The organism is Mycolicibacterium sp. XJ870 (assembly GCF_053483975.1).
In genome coordinates, this window is the sequence record NZ_JBEFTI010000003.1 from 326712 (window position 1) to 347299 (window position 20588).

A 20588-nucleotide genomic window follows, 5' to 3' on the forward strand; every position below is an offset into this window, starting at 1 on the left:
GTTACTCTGGCGAAGTGCCGACAATCTTGTCACGGCGGGGGTTTCTGGTGATCACCGCTGGAATGGCGCTCGTGGCCGCATGCAGTTCGGAAAAGCCTGGCGAAGTTGCCGACGACGGATCGGTGACCGTCCGACATGTGTTCGGCGAGACCAGGATTCCCGCACCACCGCAGCGGGTGGTCAGTGCCGGCTTCACTGAACAGGACGACCTACTGGCCCTGGGCGTCGTCCCCATCGCGGTGACCGAATGGTTCGGCGGTGAACCGTTCGCTGTATGGCCGTGGGCGCAGCCGAAACTTGCCGGTGCGCAACCCGCGGTACTCAACCACAACGACGGGATTCAGGTCGATCAGATCGCCGCGCTCAAACCCGATTTGATCGTCGCCACCAACGCCGGCCTCGACGCGGACACATACGCCAAACTCTCTGCGATCGCGCCGACCGTCGCGCAATCCGGCCAGGCTGCCTACTTCGAACCGTGGAAGGACCAGGCCACGACCATCGGGCAGGCGGTGTTCCAGCACGACACGATGACCGGCCTGATCAACGGCGTCGACGAGAAGTTCAAGGCCCTCGCCACCAACAACCCACAGTTCGCCGGTAAGAACGCGCTACTACTGGGTGGCACGCTGTACCGCGACAGCGTGCGGGCCAGGCCGCCCGGCTGGCGCACCGAATTCCTCACCCAGATGGGCTTCACCGCCGCCGAGGTGCCGGACCTGATCCCGCGCGAGGAGATGGCTTCCGTGCTCGACGCCGCCGACGTGCTGATCTGGACCACCGAGAGCGATCAGGAACGCGACGCGCTGCTGGCCGACCCGACCATTGCCCAGCTGCGTGCCACCAGAGCTCAGCGCAACGTCTTCACCACCAAAGAACTGGCGGGCGCCATCGCCTTCGCCTCGACGCTGTCGTACCCCGTGGTGGCCGATCAGTTGCCGCCCCTGCTTGCCCAAGCGCTGGCCTGACAAAATGACCCGGTGACCAGCACCCAGGACGACGAGCACCGCGGCACTGCCAGCATCGGATCGGCCTACTATCCGATTCTCGTCGCGGTTTTCACCGGCTTGGTGCTGATCTCCAACATCGCGGCCACCAAGGGCGTCATGCTCGGACCACTGCCGACCGACGGCGGCTTCATCGTCTTTCCACTCACCTACGTAATCGGCGACGTGCTCAGCGAGGTGTACGGCTTCAAGGCCGCAACACGGGCCGTTCTCATCGGCTTCGTGATGCAGGCGCTTGCGGTGCTGGTGCTCTGGACCGGAGTTCACCTGCCCGCCGCACCCGACTACGCCAACCAAGACGCGTTTGCCACCATGGTCGAATCGATCACCGGGCTGGCCGCGGCCGGGCTGGCAGGGTTCCTGGCCGGCCAGCTGGTGAACGCGGCCGTCGTCGTGCTGATCAAGCAGCGCACCAAGGAAAAGCACCTGTGGGCCCGGCTCCTTGGTTCGACCGTGCTCGGGCAGTTCGCCGACACGCTCGTGTTCTGTGCGATCGCCGCCCCGATCATCGGGTTCGGCAACATGGAAACCTTCATCGCGTACGCCGCCGTCGGCTGGCTCTACAAGACTGCAGTAGAAGTGGTCGTGCTGCCCGTCACCTACCGCGTCATCGCCCACATCAAGCGTCGCGAGCCCACCTATCAGGTCGCCGTGTGAGGCTTCGGTAAGGCAGCTCTGGCAAGGTTCACAGAGCCGTGTAGTTCTTAGCTACTCGCGGGTAGTTTCAGGACATGAGTGTGGCAACAGATGTGATGGACGCGATTGTTTTACGCGCTGTGCGCGACTATGGCGATCAAGCGCTGCTGCTCGAGTTCGACAGCACCGCCGAAGTTTTGGCATGGACCGAAACGCTGCAGGAAGCCGGCCTGCCCGGGGTGGTCGATATCGTCCCGGCCTCTCGCACAATCCTGGTCAAAGTCGACGGGCACCGATACCAGGCGCCGACCCGGCAGCGGCTGAGCAAGCTCCAGCCGAGGCGGGACCTGTTGACTGCCGGGCCACCGCCGAGCGACCGGGTGGACGTGACCATCGACGTGGTCTACGACGGCGCCGATCTGCATGAGGTCGCCGAACTGACCGGGCTCACTCCGGCACAGGTGATCGCGGCGCATACCGGCACCCCGTGGCGGGTCGGATTCAGCGGGTTCGCACCGGGTTTCACCTACCTTGTCGACGGTGACGAACGGCTACGCGTACCCCGCCATGCCGAACCGCGCACCAACGTGCCCGCTGGGGCCGTCGGGCTTGCCGGCGAGTTCAGCGGTATCTATCCCAGGCAGTCACCCGGTGGGTGGCAGCTGATCGGCCACACCGACGCCGTGCTGTTCGACGTGCATCGAGACAAACCCGCGCTACTCACCCCGGGTATGTGGGTGCAGTTCCGGGCGATCGGTTAGGAGGGACACCGATGAACACGACACTCGAGGTGCTGCGCACCGGACCGCTTGCCCTGGTCGAGGACCTCGGCCGGCCCGGCCTCGCGCAAATGGGCGTCACCCGCTCCGGTGCGGCCGATCGCCGGTCTCACACACTGGCCAACCGCCTGGTCGCCAACCCCGGTGAGAGAGCCACGATCGAGGTGACGTTCGGCGGGTTCTCGGCGCGGGTGCGCGGTGGTGACATCGCGGTGGCGGTCACCGGGGCCGACACGGACCCGGCGGTCGACGGAATCCCGTTCGGCACCAACAGCATCCAGCATGTGCACGATGGTCAGGTGATCTCACTGGGCGCCCCGCATTCCGGGCTGCGCAGTTACCTGGCGGTGCGCGGCGGCATCGACGTCGACCCCGTCCTGGGGTCTCGCAGCTACGACGTGATGTCGTCGATCGGGCCGGCGCCGCTGCAGCCCGGCGATGTCATTCCTATCGGTGCGCACACCGAGGACTTCCCGGAACTGGACCAGGCTCCGGTCGCCGCGATCGCCGACGACATCCTCGAACTGCAGGTGGTGCCAGGGCCGCGCGACGACTGGTTCGTCGACCCCGACATCCTCGTCCGCACCAACTGGCTGGTCACCAACAAGAGTGATCGGGTAGGCATGCGCCTGGTCGGGATGCCGCTGGACTACCGCTGGCCGGGCCGCCAACTCTCCAGCGAAGGCGCCACCCGAGGAGCAATCCAGATCCCGCCCAACGGTTTTCCGGTGATCCTCGGGCCAGACCATCCGGTGACGGGCGGCTATCCGGTGATCGGTGTGGTGACCGACGAGGACATCGACAAACTGGGCCAGGTCCGGCCCGGGCAGACCGTGCGCCTGCACTGGTCCCACCCCCGCAAACCGTTCGAGGATTAACGCCCGCGCGCATCGGTGGGCCGGCCATCTAGCTTACCCGAGACACCGGCGCGGGACGCTGGTAGAACGAGAGTGTGCTCACCCATGCCAGTGAAGCTCGCGTCCATGGGGTGGTCCACACCGCCCGGCTGGTCCATACCTCCGATCTCGACCACGAGACCCGGGAGGGCGCCCGCCGGATGGTCATCGACGCCTTCGGCGGTGACTTCACCGACGCCGACTGGGAGCATTCCCTCGGCGGCATGCACGCGCTGATCTGTCATCACGGTGCGCTGATCGCACACGGCGCGGTGGTCCAGCGCCGGCTGCTCTACCGGGACACCGCCCTGCGCTGCGGCTACGTCGAAGGCGTGGCGGTACGCGAAGATTGGCGCGGCCAGGGGCTGGGCTCGGCCGTCATGGATGCGCTCGAACAGGTGCTGCGCGGCGCGTATCAGCTCGGCGCACTGAGTTCGTCCGAGGACGCCAGGCACATGTACGCCACCCGCGGCTGGCTGCCGTGGCAGGGTCCGACGTCGGTACTGCAGCCCGCCGGCGTGACCCCGACGCCCGACGACGATCGATCGCTGTTCGTGCTGCCGATCAGTGTCGACCTGGACACCACCGCCGAGATCGCCTGCGACTGGCGCAACGGCGACGTCTGGTAACGGGACGCTCACACCCGGCTTCAAGGCCAGGTGAGCGGAAGTTCACGGCCGGGTCACGGCGGGCAGCCTTTGGGCAATAAACGCTTTCTAGCGTTTTGTTCATGCCGAATCTGTTGAAGCCGAATCGCCGCATCACCAACTGGGATCCCGAGGACACCGCCGCCTGGGAGAACGGAAACAAGTTCATCGCCCGTCGCAACCTGATCTGGTCGGTGTTCGCCGAACACGTCGGCTTCTCCATCTGGTCCATCTGGTCGGTGATGGTGTTGTTCATGCCGGAAGCCGTGTACGGCTTCTCCGCCGGGGACAAGTTCCTGCTCGGCGCCACCGCCACGTTGGTCGGTGCCTGCCTGCGCATCCCGTACACCCTGGCCACCGCGACATTCGGCGGTCGTAACTGGACGGTGTTCTCGGCGTTCGTGCTGCTGATCCCGACGGTCGGGACCATGGTGCTGCTCGCCAACCCGGGGCTGCCGCTGTGGCCCTATCTGGTGTGCGCGGCGCTGGCCGGCTTCGGCGGCGGCAACTTCGCCTCATCCATGACCAACATCAACGCCTTCTACCCGCAGCGCCTCAAAGGCTGGGCGCTCGGGCTCAACGCCGGTGGCGGCAACATCGGCGTGCCGATGATCCAACTGGTGGGCCTGCTCGTCATCGCCACCGCAGGCAATGGATCTCCGTACTGGGTATGTGCGATCTACCTGGTGGCCCTGGCCGTGGCAGGCATCGGCGCGGCGCTGTTCATGGACAACCTGGAGCAGCACAAGATCGACCTCGGTGCGATGAAAGACATTCTGGCCCAACGTGACACCTGGGTGATCTCGCTGCTCTACATCGGCACGTTCGGCTCCTTCATCGGGTTCGCGTTCGCGTTCGGTCAAGTGCTGCAGATCAACTTCGCCGCGGGCGGCCAGACCCCGGCACAAGCGTCGTTGCACGCCGCACAGATCGCGTTCCTCGGCCCCCTGCTCGGATCGCTGTCCCGGGTGTACGGCGGAAAGTTGGCCGACCGCATCGGCGGCGGCCGGGTGACGTTGGCGGTCTTCGGCGGGATGATCCTGGCCGCCGGACTGCTTGTCGCGATCAGCGTGGTCGACGACCACAGCACCGGCGCGGCCACCGGGCTGATGATGGGCGGCTACGTGGTGGGCTTCATCGCGCTGTTCCTGCTCAGCGGCCTCGGCAACGGATCGGTGTACAAGATGATCCCGTCGATCTTCGAGGCCCGCAGCCATTCCCTGCAGGTCAGTGAGGAAGAGCGGCAGCAATGGTCCCTGTCGATGTCGGGCGCGCTGATCGGCTTCGCCGGGGCAATCGGAGCTCTGGGCGGCGTCGGTATCAACCTGGCGCTGCGGCAGTCCTACCTGTCCAGCGGCTCTGCCAGTGCGGCGTTCTGGATCTTCCTGGCGTTCTACGTCCTGGCCTCGGCGGTGACCTGGTTCTGCTATGTCCGCAGGCCCGCTGCGACCCATGTCACAGCGGACGAATCACAGCGACACGACTCGGCAATGGTCGGTTAATGATTTGGAAACACGGCCTGCATTCACTGTAAGCATGAGTGCGCCTGACTGGGCACCGCTCACCGGATTTCGGGTGGCGGTGACCTCCTCCCGACGTTCCGAAGAACTGGGTGCCCTGCTGCGCAGGCGGGGTGCCACCGTGACGAGCGCAGCGGCGATCACGATGGTGCCGCTACCCGACGACGACGAATTGCGTACGCATACAGAGTCGTTGATCAAGCTGCCACCCGACATCGTGGTTGCCACCACGGGCATCGGCCTCCGCGGCTGGATTGCCGCGGCGGACGGTTGGGGGTTGGCGACCGAGCTGACCGACGCACTCGGCAAGGCCCGCATCGTGTCCCGCGGTCCGAAGGCCACCGGGGCGTTGCGCGCCGCAGGCCTTCCTGAGGAATGGTCGCCGGACTCGGAATCCTCCCGCGAGGTCCTGGCCTATCTCGTCGAACAAGGGGTAGCCGGCCACCGCATCGCCGTGCAACTGCACGGTGCCACCGACGAGTGGGATCCCTTCCCGGAGTTCCTCGACGAGTTGCGGGCGGCCGGCGCCGAAGTGGTGCCGATCCGGGTCTACCGCTGGCGTCCGGCCCCCGCTGACGGCGAGTTCGATCAGCTGGTGGCCGGGATCGCCGAGCGGCGCTTCGACGCCGTCAGCTTCACCTCGGCGCCCGCAGTGGCGTCGGTTCTGATGCGGGCCACCGAGATGGGCATCGCCGACCGGGTGCTGTCGGCGTTACGCACCGATGTGCACGCGATGTGCGTCGGTCCGGTCACAGCCCGGCCGCTGGTACGGCTCGGCGTACCCACCTCGGCGCCCGAACGGATGCGGCTGGGCGCCTTGGCCAGACACATCACCGACGAGCTTCCGCTGCTGCAGTCGCGGACGGTCCGCGTGGCCGGACACGTGCTGGAGATCCGCGGCACCTGCGTGCTGGTGGACGGCGTCGTCAAAGCCCTCTCCCCGGCCGGCATGGCCACCATCCGGGCACTCGCGCACCGGCCGGGTGCGGTGGTATCGCGATTCGACCTCCTGGGTGCGCTGCCGGGCACCGGAACCGACACCCACGCCGTGGAAACCGCGGTGCTGCGCCTGCGAACCGCGCTGGGCGACAAGAACATCGTGTCAACGGTCGTGAAACGGGGCTACCGACTCGCGGTTGACGACCCCGAAATGGCGAGGGCGCTATGAGCCTGGTGCTGGTCGCGCACGGAACCCGTAAACCCGGCGGCGTCGCCATGATCGGCGATCTGGCCGACCGGGTAGCCGGTCTGCTGGGGCGCCGGGTGCATGTGTCGTTCGTCGACGTGGTGGGGCCGACGCCCAGCGAGGTGCTCGCCACCTTGCCGATGGACCGTCCGGCGGTGCTCGTGCCGGCGTTCCTGGCCGCCGGTTACCACGTCCGGGCAGATGTGCCAGCCCACGTGGCCGCCAGTGGACATCCGCTGGTCACTGTCACACCGCCGCTCGGGCCGTGCGCAGGAACAGTGCGGGTGCTCGCCGATCGCCTCGTCGAATCCGGCTGGCGTCCAGGCGATCGGTGATCCTGGCCGCGGCAGGAACATCGGACCCGAGCGCCCAGTCAGACCTGCGTCGGACCGCCGCCCTGCTGTCAGCCGTTACCGGCGACCGCGTAGAACTTGCCTACGCCGCGACGGGGGCTCCCAGCGTCGCCGACGCCGTCGCCGCGCAGCGCCGCCGCAGCGGCAGCGACTCCATCTGCTCCTCGCGTCCGCGCCGCATCGCTGTCGCGTCCTACCTGCTCGCTGACGGACTTTTCCAGGATCGGTTGCGTAGTTCCGGAGCCGACCTGGTGAGCGAACCCCTGGGCACCCACCCGGGCATGGTCCGGCTGATCGCCAACCGTTTCCGCCGGGCCGGCGTACTCAGCCTGCCTGCCGCGGCGTGAGCGCGCCAGCCGGGCCAAAGGTGGCGCGGCAAAGACCGTCAGCAACAGTGCCGCACCGGTTCCACCGACCGATATCGCCGCAATTCTTCGGTTGTCGACGAGTTCAGCACACTGTTTGGCGTAGTCGCTCTTGGCGAATGCCGGGCCGACAAGGGTGTGCTGATCGAGATTGAGCAGATCCTGCTTGGCCGCCACGTCGTATGCCGGGCTGAAACCGTTGCCGCAGGGTATGGGCGCACCGGCGCGATCCACTGCGTTGAGTCCGAGCGGCAGCGCCACAGCAACAAGAGAGCCGAGCACCGCCGCCGCGCCCAGCAGATTCAAGATCGACCGCCCGAACATCACTCGCCAACCCCTCTGCCAACGTGTCTGAGGGCTTCCCTCTCAGATGCGAGTCTAAACACACCACCAGCGAACATCTCTAGTTAGCCAAGACGCGGCCAGCGGCCGATGGCGGCATCGTTCAACAGTTGTCAATTTTGGCAAAGATGGCGATCAAAACCACCTATACGCAGGTGGTTAACTTTGTAACCCTGGTTATGCCACGCAGCGAGGATCACCACCGGCTGAAGTTCGGGCTTGTACTCAGCTATCGTTATGTCGATCGTTGGACGCTGCTGGCGGGGGTAGAGATAGGTGCAGGTGACAACACCGAACGGCGCGGCGCGCCAGAGTGGCCAAACCCACAGTGGCAGTGCCTAATTCATCTCCGGCGGAGCAACTTCGCCAACGTCTGCTCAGCGCACTCGAAGGCACGAACAAGCCGATGACCACCGCACAGTTGCGTGATCACGTGCACGAGCACTTTCGTGAGCCTGTCGTCATCGAGGCTGTGTACCGCAACCTGACGGTGCTGGAACGGCGCGGCGACGTCCAACGCCGCAAACTGGCCGGGCGCGACGCGCACTGGTCGCGCGTCGACTGATCGGACGGCGGTCCTTCCCGTACTCAGGCGGTGATCTGAACAAAGCCGCCAGGGGTTACCCGAGTCCGGTAGACCGGTATCGACACCGCCGGGTCGTCGAGACAGCTGCCGTCGTCGAATGCGAAAGCCTGCTTCTTGATCGGCGACTGCACGGTGGCCCGCCCGCGCCGGTCCCCCACGATCCCGCGGGACAGCACCGCCGCACCGGAGAACGGATCGATATTGCCCACCGCGTGCAGTGAACCGTCGTCAAGACGGAACAGTGCGGCCTGCGAACCATCGGGCAGCAGCACGGCCACTCCTCGACACGGCATCAGGAAGTCATACCTGCACGCCGTCGTCCACGTCCAAAGCGTCGGGGCGTAAACATCTTTGCGATCATCGAGCACTGTCATCTCGCCTCCTCCATCGAGCGGATCGGGGGCATGCCCAGATTTGTTGTGCCCGGCACCTTGCGCCCGGACTGTTCGGTGAACGTGATGGTGGGATCTTCGACATCGGGCGCATTGACGAACGAGACGAACCGCGCCAGCTTCTCGGGGCTTTCCAGCACACCCTTCCATTCGCAGGCGTAGCCGTCGATGTGTCTGGTAACAGCGGCCTCGAACTCGTCGGCGAGCCCCAGCGAATCGTTGCAGACCACGTCGCGCAGGTGATCAAGACCGCCATCGAGGGATTCGACCCACGGCGCGGTGCGCTGCAACCGGTCGGCGGTGCGGATATAGAACATCAGGAACCGATCGATGTACCGGATCAGCGTTTCGTCGTCGAGGTCACTGGCCAGCAGTTGAGCGTGTTTGGGCGTCATGCCGCCGTTGCCGCCCACATAGAGGTTCCAGCCGGTCTCCGTGGCGATCACGCCGACATCTTTGCCGCGGGCTTCCGCGCATTCTCGTGCACATCCGGAGACGCCCATCTTGAGCTTGTGCGGGGAGCGCAGTCCGCGGTAGCGCAGCTCAAGGTTGATGGCCATCTGAACCGAATCCTGCTGACCGTATCGGCACCAGTCACTGCCCACACAGCTCTTCACGGTGCGCAGCGACTTCCCGTACGCCTGACCGGATTCCATCCCGCCCTCGACCAGCCGACGCCAGATCTCGGGCAGCTGTTCCACCCGCGCACCGAACATGTCGATGCGCTGACCACCGGTGATCTTGGTGTAAAGGTCGAAGTCCCTGGCGATCTCGCCGATCAGGATGAGCTGCTCGGGCGTGATGTCACCGCCGGGCACCCGGGGCACCACCGAATAGCTGCCGTTCTTCTGGATGTTGGCCAGGAAGTGGTCATTGGAGTCCTGCAGAGAGGCCTGCTCGCCGTCCAGGATGTGATCCGAACTGGTGGATGCCAGGATCGAGGCGATGGTGGGTTTGCAGATATCGCAACCCTTTCCGGTGCCGAACTTCTCGATCAGACCGGTGAAGGTGCGGATCTCGGTAGCACTGATGATCTCGAACATCTCGGCGCGTGACTGGCTGAAGTGCTCGCACAGCGCCTTCGACTGCTCGACGCCTTCAGCCTCCAGAAGTTGCTTGAGCAGCGGCACACACGACCCGCACGAGGTGCCGGCCAGCGTGCACTTCTTCAGGCCCGGCACATCGGTGCAGCCCCCGCAAATAGCTTCCTTCAGATCACCTTTGGTGACGTTGTTGCATGAACAGATCTGTGCGATGTCGGGCAGCGCGCTCACACCGAGCGCGGGCGCGTCGCCGTCCGACACGGGAGCGATCAGGGCCAGCGGGTCACCGGGCAGCTCGCTGGCCACCATCGGCCGCAGCACCCCGTAGGCCGATGCGTCGCCGACCAGGATGCCGCCGAGCAGCGTCTTTGCGTCGTCGGAGAGCACCAGTTTGGCGTAGGTCTGCTTGACCGGATCGTTGACCACGACCTCCAGGCAGTTCGGCGTAATTCCTTTCGCATCACCGAAACTGGCGACGTCGACACCGAGCAGCTTGAGTTTGGTCGACATGTCCGCACCGGGGAATTCGGCCCCGCCGCCGAGCAGTCGGTCGGCGACCACCTCTGCAGTGGTGTAGCCCGGCGCCACCAGGCCGTAGCACCGACCCTCGACAGCGGCCACCTCGCCGATGGCGTAGATGTTGGGATCGCTTGTGACACACGATAGATCGGTGAGGACACCGCCCCGCTGTGCCAGCTCCAGGCCGGCGGCCCGGGCCAGTTCGTCGCGCGGGCGCACACCGGCAGCGAAGACAACCAGGCCGGCATCGATCGTGGTGCCGTCGTTGAGCGTCAACCGCATCGCGTCGTCGACATCGGAGCGCCGCAGCGGCTTGTTCTTCTGCACCGGCTGGATGCTCTCGGTTGCGACTGCCGTGTGCACCTCTATACCGAGGTCGCGCATCATCCGGTTCAGCAGTGTGCCGCCGGCCTCGTCGAGTTGGGCCGCCATCAGATGCGGTGACATCTCGAGGACATGGGTCCTCAGCCCGAACTGCCGTAACGCGTTGGCCGCTTCCAGGCCCAGCAGGCCGCCACCGATCACCACGCCGACCGGTGTCTTGGAGTCGCGCGTGGCCAATGCGTTGGCGCGGATCGCGTCCAGGTCATCCAGCGTGCGGTAGACGTGCACGCCAGGCAGGTCGCGACCCGGCACCGGCGGAACGAAGGCGGATGAACCGGTGGCCAGCACGAGCGCGTCGTAGTCGATGGTCTGGCCATCGACGGTGTGCACTGCCTTGGCGTCCCGGTCGATCTCGGCGACCGCGCATCCCAGCCGCAGGTCAACCCCGTCGTCACCGGCATAGTCATTGCCCGGAAGGGCCAGCTGGGCACGGTCCCAATGCTCGGTGTAACCGGTGAGCCCGACCCGGTCGTAGGCGGCGTCAGCTTCCTCGGACAGGACAGTGACCCGCCAGGTGCCCGAGGCGTCACGCGACCGCAACGCCTCGACGAAGCGGTGGCCCACCATGCCGTGTCCGACGACCACGACGTTCTGTGTTGACGACATACAGCGAGGTTAGGAACCTGACGTTGCCGAAATGTCGCGCTGTGTGAAGCGCCCGTCACGGTGTCCTCACGGCCCACGGCCCGCGCATGTGAGGTTGCGCGGCGGTGAGGTCCGGTTATCCCAGTTGACGACCCAGTGCCTGGCCGATGACCCGGGCCCCCTCGGCGAAGCGCTGCGGATCCGGCCCGCAGTAGTTGAGTCGCAGGAATGGGGCGGCCGGCTCCGCGGGAAACCACTCCGTGCCCGGCGCGACGAGAACTCCCTCGGCTTCGCAGTCACGCACCAGCCGGTGGACGTTGGTTCCGTCGGGCAGGCGCAGCCACAGGTGCAGTCCGCCGGGGGGCACATGCTCCAACTGCGCGCCGGGCGCGTGCCTGGCCAGCGCGGAGATCAGCAGATCACGCCGCACCTGCAGCTGCTGACGCAGATCCCGCAGGTGGGTCCGCCAGGACGGCTGGGTGACCACGTCGAGCGCGGCGGCCTGCAGCAAGCCACTGACATACATCGATTCCGCACCACGGTCGGCCAGGATCCGGTCCCGCGCGGGACCCCGGGCCACCATCGCGGCCACCCGGATCGACGGCGAGACACTCTTCGTCAGCGACCGCAGATAGATGACGTGGCCGGCGTCGTCGGATGCTGCCACCGGCCGCGCCAGGTTGTCGATGCCGAAATCATGCGCCCAATCGTCCTCGATCAAGAAGGCACCGTGCGCCCGGACGACATCGAGCACCTGCTGCAGCACCGCTCTATTCCATTGCGCACCAGTGGGATTGGCAAAGTTAGGCTGCGCGTAGAACACCCTGGCCCCGGTCTCTACGAAGGCCCGCGCAAGCTCATCGGGGTCCGGCCCGCTGACACCGCTGGGCACCGGCACCACCCGCACCCCGGCCTGGGCCGCCGCCAGAATCGCGCCCCAATAGCTGGGTGATTCGATCAGCAACGGCTGCCCGAATCCCACCAGGGCACGGAAGATCGAGCTCAGCCCGGCCTGGCTGCCGGGCAGCACGATCACGTCGCGCGCAGTGGGCACGGCGATGCCGGCGGGGACCGTCTCGGCCAGTTCCTGGGCGAACCACGCCTGCAACTCGGGCAGCCCGGCTGCCGGCGACCGGCTCAGTGCCGTGTCCCCCCGAGCGGCCCGCGCAAGCGCGGCCCGCACCAGGCGCTGCGGCAGGAGTTCTCGGTCCGGATAGCCGGAGTGCAGTGCGATCGCGTCGGGCGCGCCGCTGCGCATCGGCGTGGCCAGTGCCGGGATGCGCGCGTGCGGTGACCTCAATGCCGCCGTCTGCCAAGCGTAGTCAGGCGGTCGCGCCGTGCGGACCGCCCGCACGAACGTCCCGACCCCGGGGCGGCTCTCCACCAGTCCCAGCCCGCGCAGCGCCCGCATCGCCTTGGCGACGGTCACCGGGCTGGCGCCGTAGCGGGCCACCAAAGCCCGGTTGGACGGCAGCTGTGCACCCGGGACCGCGGTGGTGATCCACTGCCGCAGGCCCGACACGATCCGGTCGGTGCTATCGTTATCCATGTTGGATCAGAGTAGCGCTACTGCGCAGACGCGGTCACCGTTATCCCACGCCGGGCTGTGGTGGGGGCTGCTCGGAGTCACCGCATTCTCGTTCACGGTCATCTTCACCCGGGTCGCAGTCGGCGGATTGTCGCCGATGTTCATCGGCGCCGGACGCGCCGTGGCCGCCGCACTGCTCGCTCTCATCGCACTCCTCGTGACCAGGCAGGCACTACCCCGCGGCCGTCAGTGGATCCGCCTGGCAGTGGTGGCCGCCGGCATCGTCGCAGGATTCCCGCTGCTCACCTCCTACGCGCTCACAGCCGTTCCGGCCAGCCACGGGGCCGTCGTGATAGCACTGCTACCTGCGGCGACCGCGGTGGCGGCGGTGCTGCGCGGGCGCGAACGGCCGCCGCTGATGTTCTGGGTGACGGCCGCGATCGGCGCTGTTGCCGCCGTCGCGTTCGCGATGCTGCACGGCGGGGGGTTCGGCCATCTGAGCTGGCCCGACCTGTTGCTGTTCGGGGCCGTCATCGCGGCCGCGATCGGCTATGCCGAGGGCGGCCTGCTCGCCAGGGAACTCGGCGCGTGGCAGACCGTGTCCTGGGCACTGATCGTGGGTGCCCCCGTCATGGTCATCCTGACGGCGGTGACCGTCATCCAGCAGCCACCGCACGCCACCGCCAACCAGTGGGCGGCGTTCGGCTACCTGGCCGCGGTCAGCATGTACCTCGGCTTCTTCGCCTGGTACCGCGGCCTGGCGATCGGGCCGATCGCTCAGGTCAGCCAGGTCCAACTCGTGCAGCCGGTGATGACGCTGTGCTGGGCGGCACTGATGCTGCACGAGGGGCTCACCTGGGTGACCGTGCTGGGTGGAGCAGCCGTCATCGCGTGCGCAGGCCTTGCCGTGCGGACCCGAATGCGCTGAATGCCTTCGGTTTCCGGCTGTCAGATCTTGACGAGTACGGTCGTGCTGTACACATCGCCGCGCACCTTGCCGGGGGCCGGGGGACCTTCGACGACCACAAAGGCGTCGGTGGCGCCCGGTCGGACTGGGCCGGTGACCGTGGTGGAGCCGGTCCCCGCGGCGTCGGTGTGCATCACCGCGGTCGCCACCCCCGGAGCGCCGGCGTTGCAGTGGGCCGCAGCCGACCGCGGCAGCTGGATCAGTCGCACCTGATACGCGGTGTTCCGGTGCGCGGTCTGCAGGTGCACATCGGCGCGCACGGTGCCTGGGTCAGGAGTGCCGATGTCGACGGACCCCGAGCCGGTGCCGGTGCCGTGCCCGACGAGGAACTGCTCGACGACGAAATCGCACTGCCGGATCAGGTTCTGCAGTGGCGCCGTCGTCATGCCCGGAGAATCCGCCGTGGCAGTGCCGGCGCCGAACCCGCTCAGCATCGCAACAGCCACCGCCATGGGCGCCACCGTCGCTGCATACATCCTGCGCCTGCCCATGGATATGTCCTGCCTGCTCGTCGTGACCCCCACGGCTCCCATTATTTACGGACAGGACACCTCCCGCACGGGTTACCCCCAACCGACTAAATCCAGCGCGCCAGGATTTCCGTTCCCCGTGCCCCCAATGACCACTGCAAGAACGGCCCGAAGGTGATGCGGCCGACGCCGAGCGCCGCCAGCTCAGCACGGTCAGCGGTGTCCGGCGGCACCGTCACACTGACCGGAAGCGGCACCGCAGAAGTAAAGCGCCCCAACCCTTCCGGGTCACGCAGGCCGGCCGGGAACAGCGAATCGGCCCCTGCCGCAGCCGCCTCGGACAACCGGGCGATCGCGCGGTCGACGCGGTCGGCATCGTCACCATCGTTGCGGAGGAAGAGATCGGTCCGAGCATTGATCACCACATGCACTCCGGCCGCGTCGGATGCCGCACGCAGCTCGCCCACCAGTGCGGCATGCTCGGCCGACGTGCGCAGCCGACCGCCGTCCTTGTGCACGGTGTCCTCGAGATTGAACCCGACCGCGCCGGCGTCCAGCAGGCCCTCGATGAGCCGAGCCGGCTGTTCGCCGTAGCCGGATTCGATATCCACCGAGACCGGAACCTCAACCGCAGCGGTGATCTGCCGGACCCGGGTCAGCAGATCCTCGAACGACATCACCTCGCCATCGGCCTTGCCGATCGAATCGGCGACCGGGTGGCTGCCGACGGTGAGCGCGGCGAACCCCACCTCGACCGCCAGTTTCGCCGACCAGGCGTCCCACACCGTGGGCAGAACTACCGGATTTCCGGGCTGGTGCATCGCCAGCAGCGCCGTAGCCCGCTCTTGCAGAACCTGTTGAGCCAACATGCAAATCTCCGACCTCTCAACGTGACCTGTGTCACCCTCAACTGACTGATGTGGCTAGCATTAATTGTCGTACTGTGAGCCATGACACCCTTCAGCCCAAGGAGGTCACCCTTGTCCAATACAACCGAATTCGCCGAACTGCACAACCTGATCGGCGACATGCGTCGTTGCGTCACCACGCTGGCTTCGAAGTACGGGGACTCCCCGGCCACGCGTCGCGTCGTCAATGATGCCGAACGCATCCTCAACGACATTGAGCGCCTCGACATCGACGCCGAAGAGTTGGAGATGCGCCACGGTGTCACCCGGCCGCGGGAGAGCAACGAGAAGATCGCCATCCCCGACACCCAGTACGGAAGCGACTTCTGGCAGGACGTCGCCGACGAAGGCCTCGGCGGATATCGATGAGCGCGTGGGCATTTGAGGCCCACCGCAACAACTGAACCTCAGAAAGGGAACCGTGAGCGCACCCACCGCTGACAGTCGTGCGACCGGGGTCTTCTCGTCCACCCGAGCCCAGATCCCGGAACGCACCCTACGGACCGACCGTTGGTGGCAGGCACCACTATTGACCAACCTGGGGCTCGCGGCGTTCGTCGTGTACGCCACGGTCCGGGCATTCTGGGGCAGCGCCTACTGGGTAGAGGACTACCACTATCTGACGCCGTTCTATTCGCCGTGCGTGAGCACCGCCTGCGCGCCGGGATCCAGCCACTTCGGACAGTGGGTCGGTGAATTGCCGTGGTTCATCCCGATGGCCTTCATCTCGCTGCCGTTCCTGCTGGCCTTCCGGCTGACCTGCTACTACTACCGCAAGGCCTACTACCGGTCGGTGTGGCAGTCGCCGACCGCCTGCGCGGTGGCCGAGCCACACGCGAAATACACTGGGGAAACCCGGCTTCCGTTGATCCTGCAGAACGCACACCGGTATTTCTTCTACGCCGCGGTGCTCATCTCGGTGGTGAACACCTACGACGCCATCGTCGCGTTCCACTCGCCGTCGGGCTTCGGATTCGGACTGGGCAACGTCGTCCTCACCGTCAACGTGATCCTGCTGTGGGTCTACACGGTGTCCTGCCATTCCTGCAGGCACGTCGTCGGCGGCCGGCTCAAGCATTTCTCCAAACACCCTGTCCGATATTGGATGTGGACCCAGGTGAGCAAGCTGAACACCCGCCATATGCTGTTCGCCTGGATCACCCTGGGCACCCTGGTGCTCACCGACTTCTACGTGATGCTGGTGGCCAGCGGCACCATCTCCGATCTCAGATTCATTGGCTAGCAATAACACTCAAAAAGCAAGCGAGGATTAATGGTTGAACTCGAACGGCACACCTACGACGTTGTCGTGATCGGTGCCGGCGGGGCGGGTTTGCGCGCGGTGATCGAGGCACGTGAACGCGGTCTGCGAGTGGCGGTGGTGACCAAATCGCTGTTCGGCAAGGCGCATACGGTGATGGCCGAGGGCGGCTGCGCCGCGGCGATGCGCAATGTCAACACCAAGGACTCCTGGCAGGTGCACTTCGGTGACACCATGCGCGGCGGCAAGTTCCTCAACAACTGGCGGATGGCCGAGTTGCACGCGCAGGAGGCGCCGGACCGAGTCTGGGAGCTGGAAACCTACGGTGCGCTGTTCGACCGCACCAAGGACGGCCGGATCAGCCAACGCAACTTCGGTGGCCATACCTATCCCCGGCTGGCCCACGTCGGTGACCGCACCGGCCTGGAGATCATCCGCACGCTGCAGCAGAAGATCGTGTCGCTGCAGCAGGAGGACAAGCGCGAACTCGGCGACTACGAGGCCCGGATCAAGGTCTTCCACGAATGTGCCATCACCGATCTCGTCAAAGACGGTGAGCGGATCGCCGGCGCCTTCGGTTACTGGCGTGAGACCGGGAATTTCATCCTGTTCGAGGCCCCCGCGGTGGTGCTCGCGACCGGCGGCATCGGCAAGTCCTTCAAGGTGTCGTCCAACTCATGGGAGTACACCGGCGACGGCCACGCCCTGGCGCTGCGGGCCGGATCCGCTCTGATCAACATGGAGTTCATCCAGTTCCACCCGACCGGCATGGTCTGGCCGCTGTCGGTGAAGGGCATCCTGGTCACCGAGGGTGTCCGCGGTGACGGCGGAGTGCTCAAGAACTCCGAGGGCAAGCGGTTCATGTTCGACTACATCCCCTCGGTGTTCAAGGGCCAGTACGCCGAGACCGAGGAAGAGGCCGACCAGTGGCTCAAGGACAACGACTCCGCCCGCCGCACCCCTGACCTGCTTCCCCGCGACGAGGTTGCACGCGCCATCAACGCCGAGGTGAAGGCCGGCCGTGGGTCGCCTCACGGCGGCGTCTACCTCGACATCGCTTCGCGTATGCCGACCGAGGAGATCAAGCGCCGACTGCCCTCGATGTACCACCAGTTCATCGAGCTGGCCGAAGTGGACATCACCAAGGACGAGATGGAGGTCGGACCGACCTGCCACTACGTCATGGGCGGAATCGAGGTGGATCCCGACACCGGCGGGGCCAGCACACCGGGACTCTTCGCCGCGGGCGAGTGTTCCGGCGGCATGCACGGTTCCAACCGGCTCGGCGGCAACTCGCTGTCCGACCTGCTGGTGTTCGGCCGGCGGGCGGGGCTCGGCGCCGCCGACTACGTCCGCGCGCTGGACAACCGGCCGACGGTGTCTCAAGCGGCTGTCGACGAGGCGACCAAGATGGCGCTGGCGCCGTACGACGAGCATCCGAACCCGGAGAATCCGTACACGCTGCACGCCGAACTCCAGCAGACGATGAACGACCTGGTCGGCATCATCCGCAAGGAGGAGGAGATCCAGGAGGCGTTGGACAAGCTCGAGGAACTGCGCAAGCGGGTACAGAGCGTCACCGTCGAGGGCGGACGTGTTTTCAACCCCGGCTGGCACCTCGCGATCGACATGCGCAACATGCTGCTGGTCAGCGAGTGTGTCGCCAAGGCCGCGCTGCAGCGCACCGAGAGCCGCGGCGGGCACACCCGCGACGATCACCCGGAGATGGACGCCAACTGGCGCAACACGCTGTTGGTGTGCCGGACCACCGACGTCGCGACCGCCGAGGCGATGGTCCCGCGGGTCACGGTGACAGCCGAGGAGCAGGTTCCGATGCGATCGGACCTGCTGGCGTGTTTCGAGCTCTCCGAACTGGAGAAGTACTACACCGACGCCGAACTGGCCGAGCACCCCGAACGGAAAGGCTGAGATGGCTGCATATGAAGCGAGCCTGCGGGTCTGGCGCGGAGATGACGACGGCGGCGAACTGAAGGACTACACCGTCGAGGTCAACGACGGCGAGGTGGTGCTCGACATCATCCACCGGTTGCAGGCCACCCAGGCGCCTGACCTCGCGGTCCGGTGGAACTGCAAGGCGGGTAAGTGCGGCTCGTGCTCCGCGGAGGTCAACGGCCGCCCCCGGCTGATGTGCATGACCCGCATGTCGACGTTCGGCGAGGACGAGACAGTCACGGTGACCCCGCTGCGCACCTTCCCTGTCATGCGCGACCTGGTGACCGACGTGTCGTTCAACTACGAGAAGGCCCGGGAGATCCCGTCCTTCACCCCGCCGAAGGACCTGCAGCCGGGCGACTACCGCATGCAGCAGGTGGATGTGCAGCGCAGCCAGGAGTTCCGCAAGTGCATCGAGTGCTTCCTGTGCCAGAACGTGTGCCACGTCGTCCGTGACCACGAGGAGAACAAGGAGTCGTTCGCCGGGCCGCGGTACCTGATGCGGATCGCCGAACTCGACATGCATCCCCTCGACGTCCTGGACCGCAAGGACATGGCGCAGGAGGAGCACGGGCTGGGCTACTGCAACATCACCAAGTGCTGCACCGAGGTCTGCCCCGAGCACATCGCGATCACCGACAACGCGTTGATCCCCATGAAGGAACGGGTCGCCGACCGCAAGTACGACCCGGTTGTGTGGTTGGGCAACAAGCTTTTCAGGCGGTAGCCCTCAGCTCCTGCGCGAGCAGACACAGAATCGCACGTTCTCTATGGGATTCGTGCGATTCTCTGTCTGCTCGGCGGGGTACTGCTATGCGCGTAGGCTCAAAACAGCAGCCAATCCCCGTCGAAAGGCAGCTCGATGAGTATGGGACATACCCACAGCATCAATGACATTCGCACGGCGATCCGGGAACTTTCTGCCCGGGCCGAACTGGCCCGCAAGGAGGGTCGTCCAGCCGACGCCGGCGAGATCGAAGAGCGCATCGCTCGGTATCGCGAAGAGCTCGCGCAGCGCCCGTAGCCGCCTTACAGGCTATCCACCCAGCCGGCGAAACGCGCTGCGGTGGAAGACGATCGGTGCCACGTCGTCATGCACCGTGATGTCGCTGACCCGGAGCACGACGATCGTGTGATCGCCTGCGGGCACCAGTTGCTCGATTGCGCTCTCCAGCCACACGCTGGTGCCGTGAATGAACAACGCGCCGCTCTGGCGTGACTCCGTCTGAAGGCCGGCGAACCGGTCACCCGTCTTCGCGGCCAGGGTGCGGGCGGCGGCGTCGTGGGATTCACCGAGCACACTGATCCCGAGCGATGGCAGATCCTTCAGCTTGGGCCAGGTGGTCGATGAGTTCTGCACACAGAAAGACACCAGCGGCGGATCGAGGGACACCGGCACGAAGGTGCTGGCGGCCAGGCCGACGCGAGTGCCGTCCACCTCCGCCGCGATCGCAATGACACCGGACGGGAAGTGGCCGAACGCTTCACGCAGCGACGTCGGGCTCAGATCTGTTGCGCTCATATCACCTCCATCTTCACACGTAGCCGTGCGCGACGGGCACCCCATGGCCCGTGAGATGGGAGGCCTTACCGGTAACGTGACCCGCGATGTGGATCCCGCTGCTGGTGATGGCCGTTGCGGTCAGCCTGGAGCCGTTCCGGATCGGCATGACGGTCCTGATGCTCAACCGGCCCCGACCGGGCCTGCAGCTACTCGCCTTCCTGGCCGGTGGTTTCGCGATGGGCACCGCGGTGGGCGTCGTCGTGCTCTTTCTGCTGCGGCCCGCGCTGGGATCAGCACACTTCACCCTGCCCAAGGTGCAGATCGTGGTCGGCGCGGTGATACTGGCCGCCGCCGCAGTGGTGGCGACGGGCGTGCGGGAACGCAGGCCTGACAAAGCGCCTGGACTGGTCGCGACGCGCACCCGGCAACTGCTCAACGGCCGCTCGCTGTGGACGGCGGGCGTCGCCGGCGTCGGCATCGCGCTGCCGTCCGTCGATTATCTCGCCGCGCTGGCACTCATCGTCGCCTCCGGCGCCGCGGCCGCCACCCAAGTCAGCGCTCTACTGCTGTTCAACGTGGTGGCATTCGCGCTTGTGGAGATCCCGCTGGTTTCCTACTTCGTTGCGCCGGACCGCACCCGCGCCACACTGTCCGCACTGCACGACTGGCTGCAGACGCAGCGCCACCGCAAGATGGCCGCCGTGCTGGCTGCGATCGGCTGTGTACTGCTCGTCGCGGGATTGGCCGCGATTTAAGG

At 66.3% G+C, this 20588-nt stretch carries 21 protein-coding genes and 1 pseudogene; 16 read left to right on the forward strand and 6 right to left on the reverse strand.

The genetic code is table 11. The annotated features are described in order from the left end of the window. The first annotated feature begins 14 nt into the window (after positions 1-14). The 9 genes and pseudogenes from ABQF30_RS16390 to ABQF30_RS16430 all read left to right on the forward strand — a co-directional run bounded on the left by ABQF30_RS16390 (position 15) and on the right by ABQF30_RS16430 (position 8296). Positions 15-968: an ABC transporter substrate-binding protein gene (locus ABQF30_RS16390; RefSeq protein ID WP_448465557.1), complete on the forward strand. Its 954-nt coding sequence runs from the start codon at positions 15-17 to the stop codon at positions 966-968. A gap of 12 nt (positions 969-980) precedes the next feature. Further along, on the forward strand, positions 981-1664 hold the full coding sequence (locus tag ABQF30_RS16395; RefSeq protein ID WP_448465559.1) for a queuosine precursor transporter: 684 nt from the start codon (positions 981-983) through the stop codon (positions 1662-1664). Between the two features lie 74 nt (positions 1665-1738). Then, on the forward strand, positions 1739-2404 hold the full coding sequence (locus tag ABQF30_RS16400; protein ID WP_448465561.1) for a 5-oxoprolinase subunit B family protein: 666 nt from the start codon (positions 1739-1741) through the stop codon (positions 2402-2404). Positions 2405-2415: 11 nt separating this feature from the next. Continuing rightward, positions 2416-3300 (forward strand): 5-oxoprolinase/urea amidolyase family protein, encoded by an 885-nt coding sequence (locus ABQF30_RS16405; RefSeq protein ID WP_448465563.1) that lies wholly within the window; start codon positions 2416-2418, stop codon positions 3298-3300. Between the two features lie 74 nt (positions 3301-3374). Next, complete coding sequence (locus ABQF30_RS16410) at positions 3375-3947, forward strand: GNAT family N-acetyltransferase (RefSeq protein ID WP_448465564.1); 573 nt, start codon at positions 3375-3377, stop codon at positions 3945-3947. 101 nt (positions 3948-4048) lie between these two features. Next, positions 4049-5467, forward strand: coding sequence for a nitrate/nitrite transporter (locus tag ABQF30_RS16415; RefSeq protein ID WP_448465566.1), 1419 nt, complete (start codon positions 4049-4051; stop codon positions 5465-5467). A gap of 34 nt (positions 5468-5501) precedes the next feature. Then, the gene (locus ABQF30_RS16420) at positions 5502-6653 is read left to right on the forward strand and encodes a uroporphyrinogen-III synthase (protein WP_448465568.1); all 1152 of its coding nucleotides are present in this window, start codon (positions 5502-5504) and stop codon (positions 6651-6653) included. Further along, a pseudogene (locus tag ABQF30_RS16425) lies at positions 6650-7371 on the forward strand (sirohydrochlorin chelatase). The gene ABQF30_RS16420 and the pseudogene ABQF30_RS16425 overlap by 4 nt, the downstream one beginning before the upstream one ends. Before the next feature lie 766 nt (positions 7372-8137). Continuing rightward, positions 8138-8296 carry a hypothetical protein gene (locus tag ABQF30_RS16430; RefSeq protein ID WP_448465570.1) on the forward strand — a complete coding sequence of 53 codons (159 nt, stop codon included), beginning with the start codon at positions 8138-8140 and terminating at the stop codon, positions 8294-8296. A gap of 23 nt (positions 8297-8319) precedes the next feature. On the opposite strand, the gene nirD is transcribed toward ABQF30_RS16430, so the two are convergent. The 3 genes from nirD to ABQF30_RS16445 all read right to left on the reverse strand — a co-directional run bounded on the left by nirD (position 8320) and on the right by ABQF30_RS16445 (position 12789). Continuing rightward, positions 8320-8691: a nitrite reductase small subunit NirD gene (gene nirD, locus ABQF30_RS16435; protein WP_448465572.1), complete on the reverse strand. Its 372-nt coding sequence runs from the start codon at positions 8689-8691 to the stop codon at positions 8320-8322. After that, positions 8688-11261 (reverse strand): nitrite reductase large subunit NirB, encoded by a 2574-nt coding sequence (gene nirB / locus ABQF30_RS16440; RefSeq protein ID WP_448465574.1) that lies wholly within the window; start codon positions 11259-11261, stop codon positions 8688-8690. Before nirB ends, nirD begins: the two co-directional genes overlap by 4 nt. Positions 11262-11376: 115 nt before the next feature. Continuing rightward, entirely contained in the window at positions 11377-12789 is a 1413-nt protein-coding gene (locus tag ABQF30_RS16445; protein WP_448465576.1) for an aminotransferase-like domain-containing protein, read from the reverse strand. Between ABQF30_RS16445 and ABQF30_RS16450 the strand changes: the two genes are divergently transcribed. Further along, positions 12788-13696: a DMT family transporter gene (locus ABQF30_RS16450; RefSeq protein WP_448465578.1), complete on the forward strand. Its 909-nt coding sequence runs from the start codon at positions 12788-12790 to the stop codon at positions 13694-13696. The genes ABQF30_RS16445 and ABQF30_RS16450 overlap by 2 nt on opposite strands. 20 nt (positions 13697-13716) lie before the next feature. Here the strand turns inward: ABQF30_RS16450 and ABQF30_RS16455 are convergent, their stop codons facing one another. Continuing rightward, the gene (locus tag ABQF30_RS16455) at positions 13717-14187 is read right to left on the reverse strand and encodes a hypothetical protein (protein ID WP_448465580.1); all 471 of its coding nucleotides are present in this window, start codon (positions 14185-14187) and stop codon (positions 13717-13719) included. 125 nt (positions 14188-14312) lie between these two features. Next, a complete protein-coding gene (locus ABQF30_RS16460; protein ID WP_448465582.1) occupies positions 14313-15074 on the reverse strand; it encodes an isocitrate lyase/PEP mutase family protein in 762 nt (253 codons plus the stop codon). 111 nt (positions 15075-15185) lie between these two features. Here ABQF30_RS16460 and ABQF30_RS16465 point away from each other — a divergent pair, with 111 nt between their 5' ends. From ABQF30_RS16465 to ABQF30_RS16485, 5 genes are all read left to right on the forward strand, one after another. After that, the gene (locus tag ABQF30_RS16465) at positions 15186-15482 is read left to right on the forward strand and encodes an Rv0250c family protein (RefSeq protein ID WP_448465584.1); all 297 of its coding nucleotides are present in this window, start codon (positions 15186-15188) and stop codon (positions 15480-15482) included. A 52-nt stretch (positions 15483-15534) separates the two neighbouring features. Next, positions 15535-16356, forward strand: coding sequence for a succinate dehydrogenase subunit SdhC (locus tag ABQF30_RS16470; RefSeq protein WP_448465586.1), 822 nt, complete (start codon positions 15535-15537; stop codon positions 16354-16356). 30 nt (positions 16357-16386) lie between these two features. Further along, positions 16387-18303: a fumarate reductase/succinate dehydrogenase flavoprotein subunit gene (locus tag ABQF30_RS16475; RefSeq protein WP_448465588.1), complete on the forward strand. Its 1917-nt coding sequence runs from the start codon at positions 16387-16389 to the stop codon at positions 18301-18303. 1 nt (position 18304) lies between these two features. Then, positions 18305-19054 (forward strand): succinate dehydrogenase/fumarate reductase iron-sulfur subunit, encoded by a 750-nt coding sequence (locus ABQF30_RS16480; RefSeq protein WP_448465590.1) that lies wholly within the window; start codon positions 18305-18307, stop codon positions 19052-19054. Between the two features lie 135 nt (positions 19055-19189). Beyond that, the gene (locus tag ABQF30_RS16485) at positions 19190-19351 is read left to right on the forward strand and encodes a hypothetical protein (protein WP_448465592.1); all 162 of its coding nucleotides are present in this window, start codon (positions 19190-19192) and stop codon (positions 19349-19351) included. A gap of 12 nt (positions 19352-19363) precedes the next feature. Here the strand turns inward: ABQF30_RS16485 and ABQF30_RS16490 are convergent, their stop codons facing one another. Continuing rightward, the gene (locus ABQF30_RS16490; protein WP_448465594.1) at positions 19364-19849 is read right to left on the reverse strand and encodes a flavin reductase family protein; all 486 of its coding nucleotides are present in this window, start codon (positions 19847-19849) and stop codon (positions 19364-19366) included. An 86-nt stretch (positions 19850-19935) separates the two neighbouring features. On the opposite strand from ABQF30_RS16490, the gene ABQF30_RS16495 reads away from it, so the two are divergent. Beyond that, positions 19936-20586 (forward strand): GAP family protein, encoded by a 651-nt coding sequence (locus tag ABQF30_RS16495; protein ID WP_448465596.1) that lies wholly within the window; start codon positions 19936-19938, stop codon positions 20584-20586. The last annotated feature ends 2 nt before the right edge of the window (positions 20587-20588 follow it).

Coding starts and splice junctions, on each gene's coding strand:
- ABQF30_RS16400 (WP_448465561.1), top strand. CDS start 1,739: ATGAGTGTGGCAACAGATGTGATGGACGCGATTGTTTTACGCGCTGTG.
- ABQF30_RS16405 (WP_448465563.1), top strand. CDS start 2,416: ATGAACACGACACTCGAGGTGCTGCGCACCGGACCGCTTGCCCTGGTC.
- ABQF30_RS16415 (WP_448465566.1), top strand. CDS start 4,049: ATGCCGAATCTGTTGAAGCCGAATCGCCGCATCACCAACTGGGATCCC.
- ABQF30_RS16420 (WP_448465568.1), top strand. CDS start 5,502: ATGAGTGCGCCTGACTGGGCACCGCTCACCGGATTTCGGGTGGCGGTG.
- ABQF30_RS16430 (WP_448465570.1), top strand. CDS start 8,138: ATGACCACCGCACAGTTGCGTGATCACGTGCACGAGCACTTTCGTGAG.
- nirD (WP_448465572.1), bottom strand. CDS start 8,691: ATGACAGTGCTCGATGATCGCAAAGATGTTTACGCCCCGACGCTTTGG.
- nirB (WP_448465574.1), bottom strand. CDS start 11,261: ATGTCGTCAACACAGAACGTCGTGGTCGTCGGACACGGCATGGTGGGC.
- ABQF30_RS16450 (WP_448465578.1), top strand. CDS start 12,788: ATGTTGGATCAGAGTAGCGCTACTGCGCAGACGCGGTCACCGTTATCC.
- ABQF30_RS16445 (WP_448465576.1), bottom strand. CDS start 12,789: ATGGATAACGATAGCACCGACCGGATCGTGTCGGGCCTGCGGCAGTGG.
- ABQF30_RS16455 (WP_448465580.1), bottom strand. CDS start 14,187: ATGGCGGTGGCTGTTGCGATGCTGAGCGGGTTCGGCGCCGGCACTGCC.
- ABQF30_RS16460 (WP_448465582.1), bottom strand. CDS start 15,074: ATGTTGGCTCAACAGGTTCTGCAAGAGCGGGCTACGGCGCTGCTGGCG.
- ABQF30_RS16475 (WP_448465588.1), top strand. CDS start 16,387: ATGGTTGAACTCGAACGGCACACCTACGACGTTGTCGTGATCGGTGCC.
- ABQF30_RS16480 (WP_448465590.1), top strand. CDS start 18,305: ATGGCTGCATATGAAGCGAGCCTGCGGGTCTGGCGCGGAGATGACGAC.
- ABQF30_RS16485 (WP_448465592.1), top strand. CDS start 19,190: ATGAGTATGGGACATACCCACAGCATCAATGACATTCGCACGGCGATC.
- ABQF30_RS16490 (WP_448465594.1), bottom strand. CDS start 19,849: ATGAGCGCAACAGATCTGAGCCCGACGTCGCTGCGTGAAGCGTTCGGC.
- ABQF30_RS16495 (WP_448465596.1), top strand. CDS start 19,936: ATGTGGATCCCGCTGCTGGTGATGGCCGTTGCGGTCAGCCTGGAGCCG.